Genomic DNA, 17,983 nt, shown 5'->3' with positions numbered 1-17,983 from the left:
ATAAAACGGTTTTCGTTTTATGACTTTGTCATCTTTTCAGCGTGATTGAAAAACCCTTGAAGTCTAGGAAGGGCCCAGCATCGGAGCACAGCGAATGTAGATATTCGTGAGCACCGACGCGCAGGCCTGACAACGAATGCGAGGGTTTGTCGACACGCTGACCGGTTCTTTTTTAAGAACCGGGCTTGGCGTTTTCACCCTGTGATGTGTGCAGATAACGCAAAAATAATTGATAGGAACAAAAAACATTTTGCTGTAGCATGGCTAAAAAATTCATTTGCAGCTGCGGATGGTAAGACATCATTTTTTTAAATATGTAATAAGGGATATTGAGAATAAGAACGTCTGAAGAGGCATTGACTGAGATAAAAGGCGATAAGTACAGCCCGCCTTTTTCATCAACCGGAAACACATCGCCTTTTTCCCACAGCGCAACGGTTTTCGATCCTTCCGGGAGCCTGCTGTCCATCAAACGGACACTGCCTTTTAATACGATATAAACGGATTGCGAATGAAGAAAGGATGAAGACTGATCAGATGAGCCGCTAATCAACGTCCCGTTTTTCAGCAAGGTTTCAACAATGGACACAGGCACTTCATTAAACATAGGAAGTTGTTTCAGAAATAATAAATAGTCACACTGATTCATAGGAAAGCCTCCTGTGCTAAGGATAGCTTTAGTGTAGCCCGATTAAGCCTGTACAGCAGTGATGTATTTCACAGCCTGTATGATGAATGTCACTAATCGAAAGACTGTCTCTATTTATAATGAAATAAAAAAGGAGGATTTCGATGAAGACGATGATTCCAAAACAGCACGGCGCGTGGGCGATGCTGCTGATTCCATTTTCACTCGGGATGGTCAAGGGCGGTCCCGTTTTCTGGCATATTCCGCTCTTCCTAGGGTGGCTTTTCCTTTATTTGACGGTCTATCCCGTCACCCTCGCCTTGAAGAAGAAGCAGATCAAACTTTACCAAAAGTGGATATGTTACTACGGTGTTTCGGCCTGCTGCTTTTTGATGATCTCCATTTTTCATAAACCGGCACTCATCTGGATTGGCATTTCGTTATTGCCGCTTTTTCTCATCCATGTGTGCTATGCCCGCCGTAAAAACGAACGAGCATTAGTGAATGATATTGCGGGTGTCTTGTTCTTTTGCTCAGGGGGGCTTGCGAGCTGCTGGCTTGGGACAGGAATCCTTAACGGCTGGGCTTGGTTTATATTCTTGCAATCTGCTATATTTTTTATCGGGAGTTCCTTTTATGTAAAGTCGGTGATCCGGGAGAGAAAAAACAGCACTTTTGCATACTGGTCATGGGGTTACCACTTGCTGCTCCCCTTTTTATCCGCTCTTCTCGGAGCCGGATGGGCATTTCTTGCTTTTATCCCAAGCAGTTTGCGGGCTTGGTTTTTTTACGGAAGAGATTGGCCCGTGAAAACGATCGGCATCCTGGAAATGGTGAATGCCTGCTTCTTTTTTGCCGCCATGTGCCTAGCAATCACAAGATAAAAAACCAAGGACCGCCGGCGGCCCTTGGTTTTTCAATCAATATTGCAAATCTCCAGCGGACAATTTTCACACTCAATTTCGCATCGTAAATAGTCCCGCTTGTGCAAAATAATTTTTCCGGATTCGTCTATCGAAATCACCCCTTGTTTGCGGAGGTCTCCCAGCATACGGTTGACGCTTTCCCTTGCCGCCGCGCAAAACTTTGCCAAATCCTGATTTGTCAGCGCGATGTTAATCAGAATGCCGTCGCTTCGTTCCACCCCGTAGCTGTTTGATAAGCGGATAAGGGTGGAGTAGAGCGCCCCCTTTTTGCCGTGAAGAAGCAGATCCCTGATCTTAGACTGGATTTTCCGGAGATGGGTGCTCATCCATTTCATAAATTCAAATGTCAGAGCACCGTTTTGAATGAGTTCCTTTTCCAGCTTGTTTTTATTAATGACGAGCACCTCGCCATCCTCTAGCACCTTTGCACTGAGCATATATCTCGGTTCTTCAGTGAAAAGTGTTAATTCCCCGACAATATCATTTCTTTGGCAAATTCTAAGGGTCAGATCTTTTCCGTCAGATGTCAGTTTGCCGATTTCAATGAGTCCTGATTGAAGCAGATACAGCTCTTCTGCATCCATTCCTTCTCGAAACAAATACGTGTGTTTTTCCATTTTTCTTTTCGTACTGATCGATTCCAGCAATTCAAAGAGATCGCTGGACAGAAGATCACTATCAGATGGTCGAACAGAGAGAATATTCATGAGCTCACCTCGAAGAAAGTCACGTTGCGTATGTTTATTGTAACGTGAATTGTTTTGCACCCATCGAGAAAAAACTAACAATCTTGTGAAGGCCCAGTGTTAGCTGATGCTCTGGCTGTTTCTCTCCGTGTGTGCTTTCATTCTTTCCTGCCAATACATCCATATGACAAGGACAAAGCTGGCTAACGCCACTTCCGATAGCGCCATAAAGCCGATCGCGTATTGGCCTGTGGCCTGAAAAACACTCGCCAATATCAGCGGAGGGAAAAAACCGCCTAATCCGCCCATGGCAGACACAATACCATTAACAATCCCCGCCTGCTTCGAAAAATAAAAAGGCACCAGTTTAAAAACGGTTCCGTTTCCTATACCTGAGCAAACTGCCACCGTTAATGACCCGAACGTATAAAGGCCGATCGTCGGCGAGAACGATAAGATAATGCCCGATAACGTAAGCCCCGCAAAAACAACCATCAGGATGCGAAGCGGGCTCATCTTATCAGCCAAAAATCCGCCCGCAGGCCTGAGCAGCGTAGAGACAGCAATAAACCCAGCCGTCCGCAAACCGGCGTCCGCAGGGTTCAGCCCAAAGTGCTCTACCAGAAAGTTCGGGAGATAGATGGTGAAAGCGACAAAGGCGCCAAACGTAATAAAATAAAACAGGCTCAAAAACCACAGGACATGATTTCGGTAAACGGTCTTGATTTGGGATGTTACGGAAACGTTCACTTTTTTCTCATGGCGATCGCCAAACAAAACGTGCAGCAATGCGAAGACAGCCAGCAGAACCATATACATCTGCACGGTTGCTTTCCATCCCGCCGCTTGAGCGATAACCGGCGCCGCAAAAGTGGTAATCGCGGTTCCGATGTTTCCGGCCCCGTAAATCCCATTGACGAAACCGTGCTTTTCTTTCGGATAATATTTCGGAAGAGATGTTACCCCAATGGAGAACACCGCTCCCCCGATCCCTAAGAAAAAACCGCCCGCGATTAAATCAAACAGGGAATCCGCGATACTGATCCAAAACACCGGAAACAAAAGCAGGATGAAGCTGATCATAAACATCAGCCGCGCGCCAAACCTGTTCGTTAAATACCCTAAAGGAATGCGGAGAAGCGATCCGAGAATGACGGGAATGGCCGTCACCAAAGAAATCTCGCCTTTGCTTAAATGAATATCTAATGTGATTTGGCTAATGAGTGATGAAATCAGCACCCATACCATAAACCCTGCCACCAAGCTTAATGACTGTAACGATAATTGGAAATGTTGACGGTTGAACATTCGGCTTGCCCCTTTCAATGATTCAATAATCAGTCCTATCATACAAAAACTCGGCAAACAGGTTTGTGAATTACATCACACGTTTTACGCATAAAAAAAGGACAAAGCCCGAAGACTTTGTCCTTTGATCATGATTACATTTTTTCCGGAGCCGATACGCCGATCAGCTGAAGCGCATTGTTCAGCGTAATTTGCGTTGCCTTCATTAATGCAAGGCGCTCGCGGCTTTTCTCTTCATTTTCAGGATCGATAACTTTCTCTGCGTTATAAAAGCTGTGCAAAGCAGAAGCCAGATCATAAATATAATTTGTGACGCGGTGCGGAATTCGTTTTTCCGCCGCTTCCGCCACCGCTTCCGGGAAGCCGCCGATTGTTTTCAGCAGGTCATATTCTTTTTCTGATTGAACATGGCTGAAATCAAGATCCGCCGCCGGCTTAAGTCCCTGTTCTTCCCCTTGGCGAAGCATGCTGCAAATACGGGCATGAGCGTATTGTGCGTAATACACAGGGTTTTCGTTAGATGTTGATACAGCAAGATCTAAGTCAAAATCCATATGCGTATCGGCGCTGCGCATCGCAAAGAAGTAACGCACGGCATCCAAGCCGACTTCTTCAATCAGGTCGCGCATCGTTACCGCTTTACCTGTTCGTTTGCTCATTTTCATTTTCTCGCCGTTTTTGTAAAGGTGAACGAGCTGAATGATTTCGACTTCGAGTGTTCCATTTTCATAGCCCAACGCTTCGATTGCCGATTTCATACGCGGAATGTAGCCGTGGTGATCGGCGCCCCAAACGTTGATCAGCTTATCAAAGCCGCGGTCAAGCTTGTCCTTATGGTATGCGATATCAGGCAGCAGGTACGTGTACGTGCCGTCCTTCTTAATCAATACGCGGTCTTTATCATCGCCGAATGTTGTGGAACGGAACCAAGTCGCGCCTTCTTCTTCATAGACATGGCCTTTTTCGCGGATCGCTTCAAGCGCCTTGTCGATTTTTCCGTTTTGATACAGCGATGTTTCGGAATACCACACATCAAACGGCACACGGAAGTTTTCCAAGTCCTTGCGAAGCTTTTCCAGTTCGTATTTTAGGCCGTATTCACGGAAAAACGCGAGGCGTTCGCTTTCGTCTTCGTTGACGAAACGGTCGCCGTATTCTTCTGCGAGACGCTTTCCGATCGCAATGATATCCTCACCGCGGTAGCCGTCCTCCGGCATCGGTTTTTCCAAACCGAGCGCTTCAAAGTAACGGACTTCCACAGAAAGCGCCAGGTTGTTGATTTGGTTTCCGGCATCGTTAATGTAATATTCGCGGCTCACATCGTAACCCGCTTTTGAAAGCACATTGCACAAAGAATCGCCGACAGCCGCACCGCGCGCATGGCCAAGGTGAAGGTCTCCCGTCGGATTCGCTGATACAAATTCTACTTGAACGCGCTCACCGTTTCCGATATTCGTTTCCCCGTACGCTTCCCCCGCTTTTAACACAGACGGAATCAGCTTCGTTAAATAGTGATTGTTCATATAAAAATTGATAAAACCCGGGCCGGCGATATCCAGTTTTTCAATCGAAGCCTTTCCTTTATCAAAATGAGCGACAATCTCTTCAGCGATTTGGCGCGGCGCTTTTTTTGCGACTCTCGCCAGCTGCATCGCCATATTTGTTGAATAATCCCCGTGTGTTTTATCTTTCGGTGTTTCTAAAACGACATTCGGAATCTGGCTTTCTTCAGCCAACCCCGCTTTCAGAACGGCCGCTTTGATTTCTTCTTTCAGCACGTCCTTCATTTGTTCCGCAATGTTCATGCGTGAGTTCCTCCCTCATACGTGATCGTCATATGATGTAAATGCTGCTGCTCGTCTCCGACATGCATGTCATATGCGATGCTGATACGGCCTTTTTCTTCACCGAGATCAGATTGAATCGATTTTGTGCTTGTTTTCAGCTCAAGCTCACCAAATGACATTTTATATTTGGCAATTGTGGAAGCTCCCGTTACGAAACGCTGATTCGCTTTGACAGCGCCTGACCTCATGACCAGCACTTCGCCTTCGCTTACTTTCACAATTGTTTTTACTTTGCCTAAGTCGTGTTCTTCATAATAAGATAGATACACTTTATTTTGTTTAACATAGTAAAATCCGGTGGTGCGGAATTCGATGACTTCCTGGTTTCCGTCATCTCCGATCACAGATTTCACATGGAGTGTTATCGGTGTCTCTTGCTTCATTTTGACACGTCCTTTTCATCTTTCCACTTTGACTTGAATAGTATAATCATTCGGTTTGTAAACTTCAACTGCTTCTATCTTACCATCATTGCTCATCAGATTTGAAGATAAACCTCATAAAAAGCATTTCCTTAATAGAAGAGAAAAACATGTCACACTTTTCCGAAATTTATTGTTTTCATTTCACATTTTCTTCAAAACATATGTATTGAATTGGTAATTTTTTAGTTTTATGATAAAAGCAAAACATAGACATGCTAGAATAACAAAAAAATAGGGCATATCCAATGGTTGAAAAAAGCTGTCATTCCAGAAAACAAGGGTTGTGCAACATGTTCGATCGGAGCGCCTCGTGGAAGGTCCTATCCCTGATTTTGAAATCGCCGGTGCTACAGGTCTATTCGGTCTATGGGGAACAAGTTCTCCAAAAGGGCATAGTCTTTCTGCTATGTCCTTTTTAAGTAATTACAGTTTTCAACTACATTCTACCTCTTAGTTATACATACACAATCGTTTTTCATATGAATCATATGTATAGGGGATGGTTTTTTGTTTACAGAACATAAGTTTCCATTTATTAATAAAAGTGTAAGAGTTCACCGGCTTCCTGAGGGCGGCGTGTTAGAAATCAACTACTTGCGGGATAACGTCTCCATTTCTGACTTTGAGTATTTGGATCTTAACAAAACGGCTTACGAGCTTTGTATGCGAATGGATGGGCAAACAACAGCTGAGCAGATTTTGGCGGAGCAATGCGCCGTCTACGATGAATCACCGGAAGACCACAAAGACTGGTTTTACGAGATGCTCAACATGCTTTTGAACAAGCAGGTCATTCAGTTTGGAAACCAGCCCGGCAGCCACACCATCACCACGAGCGGAAGCGATGAATTTCCGATGCCGCTGCACGCCACCTTTGAGCTGACGCACCGCTGTAATTTGAAATGCTCCCACTGTTATTTGGAAAGCTCGCCGGAAGCGCTCGGCACCGTGTCGATTGAGCAATTCAAGAAAACGGCTGATATGCTGTATGACAACGGTGTATCGACATGCGACATTGCGGGCGGAGAAATCTTTGTCCATCCGAACGCCAATGAGATTCTTGACTATGTGTGTAAAAAGTTCAAAAAAGTCGCTGTCTTAACGAACGGAACACTTATGCGAAAAGAGAGCCTCAAGCTTTTAAAAGACTACAAGCAAAAAATCATCGTCGGCATTTCTCTCGATAGTGTGAACTCCGAGGTCCATGACGCCTTTAGAGGGAGAAAAGGCTCTTTTGCCCAAACTTGTAAAACGATAAAATTGTTAAGTGATCACGGGATTTTTGTCAGAGTCGCCATGTCCGTTTTCGAAAAAAACATGTGGGAAATCCACGACATGGTCCAAAAAGTTCGGGATCTTGGGGCGAAGGCGTTCTCTTATAATTGGGTTGAAGATTTCGGAAGAGGCAGAGATATGGCCCACCCCACAAAAAATGACGAGCAGCATCGCAAATTTATGGAATATGAGCAACATGTCATTGATGAGTTTAGCGATCTGATCACGATTATTCCTTATGAGAAGAAACGCGCGGCAAATTGCGGCGCTGGCTGGACGTCCATCGTGATCAGCCCGTTCGGAGAAGTCCGTCCGTGCGCGCTCTTTCCAAAGGGATTATCATTGGGAAATATTTTTCATGACTCATATGAAAGCATCTTTAACTCCCCTCTCGTCCATAAACTGTGGCAAGCGCAGGCGCCGCGGTTCAGCGAGCATTGCATAAAAAACAAATGCACGTTCAGAGCTATTGCGGCGGCTGTTATTTAAAAGGGCTGAACACTAACAACTATCACGAAAAACATGTGCTCTTGGGAGAAAAATGAACAATGAGAAGACGTGGTCCAGCTTATGTAGGAGGGAAACGATTTGTCACCAGTACAAAGAAGAATTTTACTGTATATCCTTTCATTTATCTTTATCATCGGCGCGGTCGTCTATTTTATCAAAAACAATTATTTATTTACGATGATCTTCATTGCGATTGCCATCCTTTTCGGGATGCGCGCGCGGAAGGCTGACTCGCGATGAGCATTTTGAATATACACGATGTATCCGTTTGGTATGGACGGGACAACGTCATCTTAGAGCACGTGGACTTACATTTAGAAAAAGGCACTGTTTACGGATTGCTTGGGGTAAACGGCGCCGGAAAAACAACATTGATTAGTACGCTGACAGGAGCCTAGAGATTGTGGATGCTCAGTTTCTACAAACACATCTCTGACCGCTGGCCTGTTTCTTTCAAACTGTAAAGCTGCTACATCGCAATTGCAGCCGGTCCCGTGCCAACCGGGATCACTGACACGGCTGTATAATCACTCGTACGGTAGACGGTCACGGTATTGTCATCGGGCTGTGCCGCATAAATATACTGATTGTCCGGCGTTACGGCGATGTCAGATGCGCCAGGGAGAGAGGCAGTTGTTATCATAGTATGCTGTGCTGTATCTACGACGGTGAGATTCTCCGGAAAGGGCTCAAGGAAAAACGCACGAGTCCCGTCATCAGAAAAAACAATTGTAATTAAACCATCAAATAGTCTGTTAATTTGTGAAGATTTGCTAAATGTCGTCAAATCGATCACAGAAACGACATTCGGCCTTAGCTCACCATTTTCCAGATAAGCAAAATCCCCTATTAACGGGGTTTCAATAACATTTGGTGTTTCTAAGTTACTTAAACGATCAATCAGCTGCCCTGTATTGATGTCATATTTATTAACGACCCAAATTCCAGAGTTGGTCGTATAAAAAAACTGTCCGTTAGGGTCTAGGGCAAAATCGTCCGCAGCGGGTGACACCGTAAATGTATTGGTAATGGTTTGTGAGGAAATGTTAATTTCATAAATGGAGCTGCCCCCTGCAAGAATATAAGCAAATTCGCCTCCAGTTTCAAACTGAATTTTTCTTGGGGCTCCTGCAAGAGGGGTTGTTTGTGTAACCGTTAATGTCTCGTTGTTAATGATTGATACAAGATTCGCATTTCCATGGAGAACATACGTATACGCTTTATCCAAGGTAACACCCAGATCAGTCGGGATATCAGATAAAGAAATGTTACTTACAAGAGTATTCACTTCAGCGTCAATGACCGAAACCGTGCTGTCTCCAGAGTTTGCAGTAAACACGTAAGATCGCTGATCCGGCTCCGGTACAAGCACAATCGTCCCCATCACCGATAAAGGACTGCCGTAAAACGGCGGAACAACAACAAGCTTCTCAATCCTGATATCACTGAAATCCGGGCAATCATCCGGTTCATCAGAATAATAAACAACTTGATCGATCTCTGCACTGTGAATGACAGAAACAGCCCCGTTCCCTTGTCCATACTGATTTCGTACAGGTGAGACGCTGACAAGAAGCGTAACGGTTCCCTGCAAGCGAACAGCAAATTGAACAGCGATTTCATAAGGCTCAGGTCCGGTTTCAATGAAGCATCGTTCGCTGACACAAGAAAGGCTGTCAGCATTCCACGTAACGTTTGTGACAGCTTCTGCCGGATCAATAACAAATCCTTCAGGCAATTCAATCGGTGCTTGAAACATTGCTTCACGGCTTGCTTCCTCACAAAAACATAAACATTCTTCTTGTAAGGATCCTGCTCTTTCTTGAAAGGAAAGCTTGTTTTTTCTCATCCCTTCACTTCCTTTTCAGAAATACACTGCTCACGCAGATACAACAGAATATGGAAGGTGAATCTATTTGCTTGTACAAATTGCCGAGGGTAAAAGCAAGTTTTTCCTCTAACATGCGGGGTAACGAAAGAAAAGATTGCGGTTTTTTTGCGCTTCTCATAAGAATGATAATGATAAAATATGACATATATAGAATAATGAAGGGAGGGATTTGCAAACGTGACAGGTGTCATATCTTCTTCTTCCGTCGGAGAAAAGATTAACGAATGGTATATGTACATACGCCGATTCAGCATACCCGATGCAGAGTACTTACGAAGAGAAATCAAACAAGAGCTGGATCAAATGGAAGAAGATCAAGATCTCCATTTGTACTATTCACTGATGGAATTTCGGCACAACCTGATGCTTGAGTACCTTGAACCGCTGGAAAAAATGCGGATTGAGGAACAGCCGCGGCTGTCTGATTTGCTGGTTGAGATTGATAAAAAACAGGCTCGTTTGACTGGGCTTCTTGAGTACTACTTTAACTTCTTCAGAGGTATGTATGAGCTGGATCGCCGTGAATATGTATTAGCCATTCAATTTTTTAAAAAAGCAGAGAGCAAACTGATTTTTGTGAAAGACAAAATTGACAAAGCTGAATTCTTTTTCAAAATGTCAGAAGTCTATTACTATATGAAACAAACTTATGTCTCCATGGACTATGCACGTCAAGCATTCGAACTCTACAGTGAACAGACTACATATGATATCAGAATGATTCAATGCCAGTCCTTATTCGGAGCCAATTTTTTGGATCTAAAACAATATGAGAAAGCCATTGCCCATTTTCAAAAAGCTTATATACTTGCCGAAGCAGAGCAGCAGCCTCAATTAATGGGAAGAACGCTTTATAACATAGCGCTTTGCAAGCAAAATCAAAATAGTTTTGAATCAGCGATAGAGTATGTAAAAAAATCTATTCAAGTATTTGAAGGATCTAAAATGATCCCTTCTCTGCCACAAGCCTTTTTCCTAATTACACAAATTTATTTTAAATTAGGTAAGATGGATGACGCTTGTGAATATCATAAAAAAGGAATAGAATATTCAGCAACAGCGGGAGACACCGTGTACTTAACGGAGTTTGAATTTTTGGAATCTTTATACTTGTCTGGACCAGATGAGGAACGGATAGAAAAATGTTTTGTTTTTCTTGAAAGTAAAATGATGTATGCTGATATTGAAGACTTCGCACTTGATGTTGCTAAGTATTATCATCAGCAGGAAAATTACAAAAAAGCATCTCATTACTTTTTAAAGGTTGAAGAAGCAAGACAGCACATTCAAGGGGGGGGTGAATTTATATGAAATGGAAGTATAAATTATTACTCGCTTGTTTAGCTGTGAGCGCTGTATTTATCACAGTCGAAGTATCAAATTCATCAACAGAACATTTTGATGTTGCACAACGCGCCATGATCTAAAACCGCCGTCCATCGGCGGTTTTTTTGTGAAAACGACTTTATAATTGTCAAATTTTCAAAACAAAAAAATATACTTTAACACCCTAATATGTAAAAAGTATTTGACACTTATGCATATATTAATTAAAATAAATATATAAATTTGAAGATTTAAAATAAGAATAAAAATAATTTAAGGAGGGTTTTAGTGGATAACAATATTAAAAAATTTAGAACAGAAGCTAATATTTCACAAAATGATTTGGCTAAGCTCTGCAATGTTTCAAGGCAAACCATTAATGCAATTGAGAATAACAAATATGACCCGACTTTAAGTCTGGCTTTTTCTATAGCCCAAGCATTAAATATGGGAATAGACAAAGTTTTCAACTATAATGTAAAAAAAAACTAAGGGAGAGGTTCTTATGAAGAAAATGGATGAGATGCAAAAACACCAATCGGGCATAGCCGCCAGAATAGCATTTAGTTTTTATACTATCACTTTACTGATATGGTCATTAATAGATTATTTTAATAACGGAAATACAGGGTGGCAATTCCCAATACTTTTAATAGGCTGCGCTCTCTATTTGTGGATTCAAGTTTATCATAATAGAAAAACTAGGTAAAATTCCTATAAAACTTCTGGAGGATTATACAGTCATGTATGAATATAAGTTCATAAAAGTAGAAGTAAACCGTTGGAAAGGAAAGCCTAAAGAAGACTATAAAGATATTATTGAAAAGTATTCGCAGCAAGGGTGGAAACTAGTCCAAATTTTTGCTCCTGCTATTTCAGGTTACGGGGCAGCCGATTATTTTGATATTATTCTTGAAAAAAAAGTATAATGTTTCAGTACAGTTAAAGCCGGGTCATAAATAGGACCCGGCTTTAACTGTACTGAGATAAACCAGACAGATATCTTAGTAGACTTCACCTCCTAAATATTATTTTTCGGAAATCCGCAATTCAAATAGATTCCAATATATTTTATTATTTAACTTGCTGGGGATATTGAAAAAATTGGAGGAAAAAAATGAATCTACTTTTAAAAACACAAAATAGTAAAGCAATTTTTACATTAGTAGCATCAGGAATAATTGTTCTCGCTCTTTTCAGTATGAAACATAATAATTTAAGTATGGATGTTATCGATATTTTAAACAGAGCTGGAATAATAGCTCCTAGTTGGATTGTCAGTGCTATCACCGCAACTGGATCAGTTCTGGCCATCATAACTGTTTTAGGATCTCTTGGAGCAGGTTTGCCATTAGCCGTTTTAGAACAATTGGCTGGAGCAAGTACCGCAGCGGCCTAATATAAAACATTAAATTCAATATCCCTGGCAGTCCCTCGAACGAATAGGTGAAAATACTTTGTTTAAAAAGAACATTTTAGTTAAATTGTATATGCTATGTCTGATCTTATTTTTAATTGCTTTTTTTTCAGCATATTTTTATACAGATCCCGTTTCAAATTTAAATAACCTAAATCGAAATATCCGTCCGAATTTTTTTGGGATTTTCTTTAATAACATTAAAGTAGCGACTCTGCTTGTTTTTTTAGGACCGCTGACGCTGTCACTTGGCACGATTGCTGTTTTAATTATTAATGGGTTAATTTTAGGAAATGCCATAGGGAATATTAAAGACAATTTAAACCTTTTACTGCTTGTTATACCTCATGGAATAATTGAAGTCCCGGTATTGCTTCTGGCAGCCTCTGTAGGAATGAAATTAACTTTGGATTTATTACTCTTTAAAATAAATTTGAAATTTACTTTTAAATACATTGCCATTATATTTCTCGGTTTAATTATAGCAGCTATGTTAGAAACATTTATTACACCTATCTTTATAAAAGGAGCCTTTTAGGATTATGCAAATTGAATTATCTTCATTTAAGGAACGAAACATTAAATTTTTACCCTCGTTTTTATTTTATATTATTGGGTTAGCTTTTTATTTAAGTTCTCTATTACCTTTTATGAAAAGTTTAATTCCCAAAAATATATCTATACAAGTTGTTGATCAGATAAAACATTTAGATTATATCATAGCAATAGCCGCTCTGTTTCTTTTAATGTTCGGGGTGATTTTTGAAGGGTTTGTATTATTTCTCATTATAAATTTTCTTGGTGCTCAAATTAAGATTAAAACCTTTTATTCCCTATTTATGTTTTCTAACATCCCAGTAGCAATTAAGTTTTTTCTTATATCATTCAAAAATATTTTCGCAGAACATCCAAATACTAGTTTATTTTTCACAAGTGATCATTTGATTTTTTCTATACTTGATTTGTTCAACATTACATATTTATTTCTTTTATTTATACTTCTAAAATGGCGAACAAATATGAACTACCTAACAATCTCAGTTTTTATTTTTACGGCATTCCTGTATAGAATGTTTTTTTAGCATATATAAATAACCCCCCCCTTAATAGCGGTTTCAGGCTGTTGACAAGTCGACAGCCGTTTTTTATAATGACTAATTCATCAATATATGGTGCTGATTCTTGAGAAGAGCAACCATATTTGCAACTAAAACAGAACAAAAACCCCTTTTTCTTGAGATGACTTTTTGAAAAAGGGGTTTGTCTACACTCTGAAACCCCCTCAATAGGGGTTTATCTATAATTTCACTATATACAATTTCTTTTATATGCTTCCGAAACAATACCGACTCTAGTACTTACATTCAATTTTTTACAAATATCAGCTATTATGTATTCAACATTGCGCTGAGAGTAGTTTAATGACTTAGCAATCTCTTTATTAGGTTTTTCAGCAATTATCATCTTAATTACTGAAGTTTCAATCTTTTTTAATTCCAATTCATTTTCTATAACTGCTGTTTTCATTCTATCTTCCTTTCTAAAGAAGTATTTACTAAATAATACCCTATTATATAAATTTTATCAATATTTCAATTACTAATGGTAAAATAAAGTGTGTTGCTTTTACTAACTTCTAAGTATTTTATATACAATATAAAAATACCCCGCGATGTTTCGAGCGGGGAATCTTCTATTTATTTCACAAACCCAAGCAGCATTTCACGGATGATTTTGCTAGCTGTGTTTGCTGTTTGTTCTGAGTGGTCGTACACCGGTGCGACTTCCACCAAATCAGCGCCCTTCACGTTTACCTCTGAACGCGCGATTTCATGGACGGATGCAAGCAGTTCTTTAGACGTGATGCCTCCGGCGTCAACTGTACCTGTTCCCGGTGCGTGTGCAGGGTCTAATACGTCAATGTCGATTGTGACATACACTGGACGGCCGGCGAGCTTCGGAAGCACTTCCTTCAGCGGTTCTAGCACTTCAAATTTTGAGATGTGCATGCCGTTTTCCTTCGCCCATTCAAACTCTTCTTTCATGCCGGAACGGATTCCGAATGAATATACATTTTGCGGTCCGATCAATTCTGCCGCTTTGCGGATCGGCGTGGAGTGAGAAAGCGGTTCTCCCTCATAATCAACGCGAAGATCCGTATGTGCGTCAAAATGGATAATCGCAAGGTCTGGGTATTTCTTGTGCATTGCTTTTATGACAGGCCATGACACGAGGTGCTCCCCGCCCATGCCCATTGGGAATTTCCCTTTTTCTAAAATGCTGTCCACATATTCCTCGATCATATCAAGGCTTCGCTGCGGATTTCCGAACGGCAGCGGAATGTCGCCTGCGTCAAAGAAATTGAGATCGGCCAGATCACGATCTAAATACGGACTGTATTCTTCAAGGCCGATTGACACCTCGCGGATTCTGCTCGGGCCAAAGCGTGAGCCCGGGCGATAGCTGACCGTCCAGTCCATCGGCATGCCGTAAAGGATGGCGTCCGCCCCTTTCCACTCTGGACGGCTCGCGATAAATACTTTTCCTGAATAAGCTTCATCAAATCTCATCTATAATGCCCTCGCTTTCCTGTAAAAAAGCGCAAGATTCGCTCCTGCGCCATTGCCAATATTATTTAATCAGGTCACTCACAAATTTCGGCAGAACAAACGCCGCTTTATGAATATCTTTTGTGTAATATTTTGTTTCAATATCGAAGAAACGGCTGTCTTCCACTGCAAGCGGATCATATTTTTTCGAGCCGATTGTAAATGTCCACAAACCGCTTGGATATGTCGGAATGTTCGCTGTATACAGCTTCGTGATCGGGAAGATTTCCTTCACGTCGCGCTGTACATTTGTGATTAATTCCGGCGTAAACCATGGGTTGTCCGTCTGAGCGACGAAAATGCCGTCTTCTTTCAGCGCCTTCGCGATTCCCGCGTAGAATCCTTTTGTAAACAGGTTTACAGCCGGTCCGACAGGTTCAGTTGAATCCACCATGATCACGTCATATTGATTTTCAGATTTTGCAATGTGCATAAATCCGTCATCCACCTGCACGTCAACGCGCGGATCATCCAGTTTTCCTGCAATAGATGGAAGGAATTTTTTAGAGTATTCGATGACCTTGCCGTCAATATCAACAAGTGTCGCTTTTTTCACGCTCGGATGCTTGAGGATTTCTCTGATGACGCCGCCGTCACCGCCGCCGACAACAAGAACGTGCTCCGGGTTCGGGTGTGTAAACAATGGGACATGCGCAACCATTTCATGATAAACGAATTCGTCTTTTTCAGATGTCATGACCATGCCGTCCAAAAACAGCATGTTGCCGAATTCTTCTGTTTCCACCATTTCTAGATGCTGAAATTCCGTTTGTTCTGTATGTAATGTTTTGTTAACCTTCAATGTTATGCCAAAGTTTTTCGTCTGCTTCTCTGTGTACCAAAGTTCGCTCAATTGTCATCTCCCTTTCAAGGCTGTATTCATTTATTGTAAGCGTCTTATCAGCTTTTATTCTCGGTTGAAATCTCTTTTTCACCTAAGGAAAAAGTATAGAGGATGGCGGGGAAAAAGTAAAGATGCGTCCTCTTCTGCGATGTTTAAAAACGGTCTTTTTTCCTCATAATAGTAGAAACATAAAAAAAGGGGGAACCCGTTGTGGATGCAATGACAAATAAACGGCTGAAACTGACGCTGAAAACCGTTCGCGCCTGTATCTTTTTAGGGGCTCTTGCGGCCTTAGCGGCAGCTGCTGTATTTATGACTGTCATTCTGATAGCCAAATACCAAGGCGCTCCCTCCGTGCAAGTGCCGCAATCCACGATTTTGTATGCGAGTGACGGCTCAAAGCTCGGAGAAACGAATTACGGTGAAAAGCGCTATTGGGTCCCCTTAAAGGACATGAATCCGACGATTGTAAAAGCGACAGTGGCGGTTGAAGACCAGAATTTCTACGATCATCACGGTTTTGACTATAAACGCATGGCCGGTGCGGCGCTTGCTGATCTGAAAGCATTTGCCAAGGTTCAGGGCGCAAGCACCATCACCCAGCAATATGCGAGAAACTTATACCTTGAACACGATAAAACGTGGAAACGGAAATGGAATGAGGCGTTTTATACGATCCGTCTGGAACAAAACTATTCTAAGGACGAGATAGTAGAAGGCTATTTAAATACGATTTACTACGGCCACGGCGCCTACGGCATTGAAGCAGCTTCCCGCCTGTATTTCGGCAAGCATGCGAAAAACCTGACCGATGCGGAGGCGGCGCTTTTGGCGGGAATCCCGAAAGGCCCTTCCGGCTATTCGCCGTATGTTAATGAAACGAAGGCTAAGGATCGCCAGAAAACGATTGTGCGGATGATGGAACAGCAGCGGATGATCAGCCAGAAAAAAGCGGATGAACTGATCCGGGAACCTCTTTCCTATCAGCCTTTGAATAAACAAGTTTCCAAGAGAAAAGCCCCTTATTTCTATGACAATGCGATGAGAGAGCTGGAGAAGAAGCTCGGCATGACGCGGGCACAAATTGAAACGAGCGGGTTAAATGTCTATACAACGGTAGATAAACGGATGCAGCGCATCGCCGAGGAGACCATTACTGAAACGGTTAACGCCGGCTCGGATATTCAAGTCGGATTTTCAGCCATTGATCCCCGCACCGGAAACGTTCTCGCTCTAGTCGGCGGCAGAGATTATCAAAAAAGCCCATTTGACCGGGCGACACAGGCGAAACGCCAGCCTGCTTCGACAATCAAGCCGTTGCTATACTACAAAGCGATTCAGAGCGGATTTACGCCTGTCACCTTGATGAAAAGCGAAGAAACCGAGTTTCAAATTGACGCGAAGGGAGAAACGTATTCTCCAAGCAACTATAACGGATACTACGCCAACAAGCCCATTACGCTTCTGCAGGCGCTGGCGCTTTCCGACAACATCTACGCTGTGAAAACACATCTTTTTCTCGGCATGAACAAGCTCGTACAGGCGGCAAAAGAGTTCGGCATCACTGCCCATTTTCAAAAACTGCCGTCTCTGGCACTCGGCACCGAACCCGTGCGCCCGATTGAGATGGTCAATGCCTACGCCATGCTCGCCAATGGCGGGAAGAAAATCGAACCGGCTTTTATTTCAAGGGTCACAGACGCGGCGGGGCATGTGCTGTATGAAAATCCGAATCAGCATAAACAGGTGCTTGATGAAAAAGCCGCCTTTGTTACGGCGAATATGATGACAGGCATGTTTGATACAGATTTAAACGGCTATACATCGGTAACCGGACGGACGATCGCCAACCGCCTGACAAGAACGTATGCGGGAAAATCAGGCACCACCAGCGCAGACAGTTGGATGATCGGCTTCAATCCGAAGCTGGCCGCAGGCGTGTGGACGGGCTATGACAAAAATAGCACCATCGACTCGGTCGAAGAAAAAAGCTATGCCAAAACGATTTGGGCGGACTTCATGGAGGATGCGCTTAAAGGAGAACCAGAAACAGCTTTCAAACCGCCAAAAGGCGTAACCGGCGTATACATTGATCCGGCAACGGGCTACACGTCCGGCCCCGGCTGCGCAGCCAAGCACTACACGTATTTTGTGAAAGGCACTGAACCGTCGAACGTGTGCTATGGCGCTGAACCCGCAAAACCAACAAAACACCGGTCTCCAGTCAAAGAAAAGCCCGCTTCCGAGAAAAAGTGGTGGGACAAATGGCTGGGGCGGAATCATTGAAAATA

At 42.6% G+C, this 17,983-nt stretch carries 18 protein-coding genes and 4 pseudogenes; 13 read left to right on the top strand and 9 right to left on the bottom strand.

Features of this window, described 5'->3' with window-relative positions; translation table 11 throughout:
• Positions 1-172 precede the first annotated feature (172 nt).
• Complete coding sequence (locus SC79_RS11620) at positions 173-649, bottom strand: Crp/Fnr family transcriptional regulator (RefSeq protein WP_039075174.1); 477 nt, start codon at positions 647-649, stop codon at positions 173-175.
• Between the two features lie 143 nt (positions 650-792).
• Here SC79_RS11620 and SC79_RS11615 point away from each other — a divergent pair, with 143 nt between their 5' ends.
• A complete protein-coding gene (locus SC79_RS11615) occupies positions 793-1,512 on the top strand; it encodes a YwiC-like family protein (protein ID WP_039075173.1) in 720 nt (239 codons plus the stop codon).
• Between the two features lie 32 nt (positions 1,513-1,544).
• Here SC79_RS11615 and fnr read toward each other — a convergent pair whose 3' ends face one another.
• The 4 genes from fnr to SC79_RS11595 form a co-directional block, all read right to left on the bottom strand.
• A complete protein-coding gene (fnr, locus tag SC79_RS11610; RefSeq protein ID WP_010328965.1) occupies positions 1,545-2,261 on the bottom strand; it encodes a fumarate/nitrate reduction transcriptional regulator Fnr in 717 nt (238 codons plus the stop codon).
• 99 nt (positions 2,262-2,360) lie between these two features.
• Positions 2,361-3,548 (bottom strand): nitrate transporter NarK, encoded by a 1,188-nt coding sequence (narK, locus tag SC79_RS11605; RefSeq protein ID WP_039075172.1) that lies wholly within the window; start codon positions 3,546-3,548, stop codon positions 2,361-2,363.
• A gap of 134 nt (positions 3,549-3,682) precedes the next feature.
• On the bottom strand, positions 3,683-5,353 hold the full coding sequence (argS, locus tag SC79_RS11600; protein ID WP_039075171.1) for an arginine--tRNA ligase: 1,671 nt from the start codon (positions 5,351-5,353) through the stop codon (positions 3,683-3,685).
• Positions 5,350-5,778: a DUF1934 domain-containing protein gene (locus SC79_RS11595; RefSeq protein ID WP_039075170.1), complete on the bottom strand. Its 429-nt coding sequence runs from the start codon at positions 5,776-5,778 to the stop codon at positions 5,350-5,352. Before SC79_RS11595 ends, argS begins: the two co-directional genes overlap by 4 nt.
• Positions 5,779-6,069: 291 nt before the next feature.
• Here SC79_RS11595 and SC79_RS20070 point away from each other — a divergent pair.
• The 4 genes and pseudogenes from SC79_RS20070 to SC79_RS20595 form a co-directional block, all read left to right on the top strand.
• Positions 6,070-6,193 (top strand): annotated as a pseudogene (locus tag SC79_RS20070) (subtilosin A family bacteriocin); the annotation flags it as partial.
• A gap of 134 nt (positions 6,194-6,327) precedes the next feature.
• Positions 6,328-7,647: pseudogene (gene albA, locus SC79_RS11590) on the top strand (subtilosin maturase AlbA).
• A 36-nt stretch (positions 7,648-7,683) separates the two neighbouring features.
• Entirely contained in the window at positions 7,684-7,845 is a 162-nt protein-coding gene (gene albB / locus SC79_RS11585; protein WP_039075169.1) for an antilisterial bacteriocin subtilosin biosynthesis protein AlbB, read from the top strand.
• Positions 7,842-7,997 (top strand): annotated as a pseudogene (locus tag SC79_RS20595) (ATP-binding cassette domain-containing protein); the annotation flags it as partial. The gene albB and the pseudogene SC79_RS20595, both read left to right, overlap by 4 nt.
• A gap of 77 nt (positions 7,998-8,074) precedes the next feature.
• On the opposite strand, the gene SC79_RS11580 reads toward SC79_RS20595, so the two are convergent.
• Entirely contained in the window at positions 8,075-9,454 is a 1,380-nt protein-coding gene (locus SC79_RS11580; RefSeq protein WP_039075168.1) for a YncE family protein, read from the bottom strand.
• A gap of 219 nt (positions 9,455-9,673) precedes the next feature.
• Here SC79_RS11580 and SC79_RS11575 point away from each other — a divergent pair.
• The 7 genes and pseudogenes from SC79_RS11575 to SC79_RS11545 all read left to right on the top strand — a co-directional run bounded on the left by SC79_RS11575 (position 9,674) and on the right by SC79_RS11545 (position 12,777).
• Positions 9,674-10,820, top strand: a pseudogene (locus SC79_RS11575) (response regulator aspartate phosphatase).
• The gene (locus tag SC79_RS11570) at positions 10,804-10,923 is read left to right on the top strand and encodes a PhrC/PhrF family phosphatase-inhibitory pheromone (RefSeq protein WP_014665774.1); all 120 of its coding nucleotides are present in this window, start codon (positions 10,804-10,806) and stop codon (positions 10,921-10,923) included. The pseudogene SC79_RS11575 and the gene SC79_RS11570 overlap by 17 nt, the downstream one beginning before the upstream one ends.
• Before the next feature lie 187 nt (positions 10,924-11,110).
• On the top strand, positions 11,111-11,314 hold the full coding sequence (locus SC79_RS11565; protein ID WP_039075167.1) for a helix-turn-helix transcriptional regulator: 204 nt from the start codon (positions 11,111-11,113) through the stop codon (positions 11,312-11,314).
• Between the two features lie 13 nt (positions 11,315-11,327).
• Positions 11,328-11,531 (top strand): hypothetical protein, encoded by a 204-nt coding sequence (locus SC79_RS11560; protein WP_039075166.1) that lies wholly within the window; start codon positions 11,328-11,330, stop codon positions 11,529-11,531.
• 34 nt (positions 11,532-11,565) lie between these two features.
• Positions 11,566-11,751 carry a DUF4177 domain-containing protein gene (locus SC79_RS11555; protein WP_039075165.1) on the top strand — a complete coding sequence of 62 codons (186 nt, stop codon included), beginning with the start codon at positions 11,566-11,568 and terminating at the stop codon, positions 11,749-11,751.
• A 188-nt stretch (positions 11,752-11,939) separates the two neighbouring features.
• Positions 11,940-12,221, top strand: coding sequence for a hypothetical protein (locus SC79_RS11550; protein WP_039075164.1), 282 nt, complete (start codon positions 11,940-11,942; stop codon positions 12,219-12,221).
• A gap of 43 nt (positions 12,222-12,264) precedes the next feature.
• Positions 12,265-12,777, top strand: coding sequence for a stage II sporulation protein M (locus SC79_RS11545; RefSeq protein ID WP_039075163.1), 513 nt, complete (start codon positions 12,265-12,267; stop codon positions 12,775-12,777).
• A 770-nt stretch (positions 12,778-13,547) separates the two neighbouring features.
• On the opposite strand, the gene SC79_RS11535 is transcribed toward SC79_RS11545, so the two are convergent.
• The 3 genes from SC79_RS11535 to speE all read right to left on the bottom strand — a co-directional run bounded on the left by SC79_RS11535 (position 13,548) and on the right by speE (position 15,701).
• Complete coding sequence (locus SC79_RS11535; RefSeq protein WP_039075161.1) at positions 13,548-13,766, bottom strand: LuxR C-terminal-related transcriptional regulator; 219 nt, start codon at positions 13,764-13,766, stop codon at positions 13,548-13,550.
• 170 nt (positions 13,767-13,936) lie between these two features.
• Entirely contained in the window at positions 13,937-14,809 is an 873-nt protein-coding gene (gene speB / locus SC79_RS11530) for an agmatinase (protein WP_039075160.1), read from the bottom strand.
• 61 nt (positions 14,810-14,870) lie between these two features.
• Positions 14,871-15,701 carry a spermidine synthase gene (speE, locus tag SC79_RS11525; RefSeq protein ID WP_024713868.1) on the bottom strand — a complete coding sequence of 277 codons (831 nt, stop codon included), beginning with the start codon at positions 15,699-15,701 and terminating at the stop codon, positions 14,871-14,873.
• A 201-nt stretch (positions 15,702-15,902) separates the two neighbouring features.
• Here speE and SC79_RS11520 point away from each other — a divergent pair, with 201 nt between their 5' ends.
• A complete protein-coding gene (locus SC79_RS11520; protein WP_039075159.1) occupies positions 15,903-17,978 on the top strand; it encodes a transglycosylase domain-containing protein in 2,076 nt (691 codons plus the stop codon).
• Positions 17,979-17,983: the final 5 nt, after the last annotated feature.

Source organism: Bacillus sp. MSP13 (assembly GCF_000815295.1).
Taxonomy (GTDB): domain Bacteria; phylum Bacillota; class Bacilli; order Bacillales; family Bacillaceae; genus Bacillus; species Bacillus vallismortis.
This window is presented reverse-complemented; position numbering and strand designations above follow the sequence as displayed.

Bases quoted from the DNA above. Each gene is read 5' to 3' on its own strand.
- SC79_RS11550 (WP_039075164.1), top strand. From the start codon at position 11,940: ATGAATCTACTTTTAAAAACACAAAATAGTAAAGCAATTTTTACATTA.
- SC79_RS11555 (WP_039075165.1), top strand. From the start codon at position 11,566: ATGTATGAATATAAGTTCATAAAAGTAGAAGTAAACCGTTGGAAAGGA.
- SC79_RS11570 (WP_014665774.1), top strand. From the start codon at position 10,804: ATGAAATGGAAGTATAAATTATTACTCGCTTGTTTAGCTGTGAGCGCT.
- SC79_RS11595 (WP_039075170.1), bottom strand. From the start codon at position 5,778: ATGAAGCAAGAGACACCGATAACACTCCATGTGAAATCTGTGATCGGA.
- fnr (WP_010328965.1), bottom strand. From the start codon at position 2,261: ATGAATATTCTCTCTGTTCGACCATCTGATAGTGATCTTCTGTCCAGC.
- argS (WP_039075171.1), bottom strand. From the start codon at position 5,353: ATGAACATTGCGGAACAAATGAAGGACGTGCTGAAAGAAGAAATCAAA.
- SC79_RS11580 (WP_039075168.1), bottom strand. From the start codon at position 9,454: ATGAGAAAAAACAAGCTTTCCTTTCAAGAAAGAGCAGGATCCTTACAA.
- narK (WP_039075172.1), bottom strand. From the start codon at position 3,548: ATGTTCAACCGTCAACATTTCCAATTATCGTTACAGTCATTAAGCTTG.
- SC79_RS11560 (WP_039075166.1), top strand. From the start codon at position 11,328: ATGAAGAAAATGGATGAGATGCAAAAACACCAATCGGGCATAGCCGCC.
- speB (WP_039075160.1), bottom strand. From the start codon at position 14,809: ATGAGATTTGATGAAGCTTATTCAGGAAAAGTATTTATCGCGAGCCGT.
- SC79_RS11620 (WP_039075174.1), bottom strand. From the start codon at position 649: ATGAATCAGTGTGACTATTTATTATTTCTGAAACAACTTCCTATGTTT.
- SC79_RS11615 (WP_039075173.1), top strand. From the start codon at position 793: ATGAAGACGATGATTCCAAAACAGCACGGCGCGTGGGCGATGCTGCTG.
- SC79_RS11535 (WP_039075161.1), bottom strand. From the start codon at position 13,766: ATGAAAACAGCAGTTATAGAAAATGAATTGGAATTAAAAAAGATTGAA.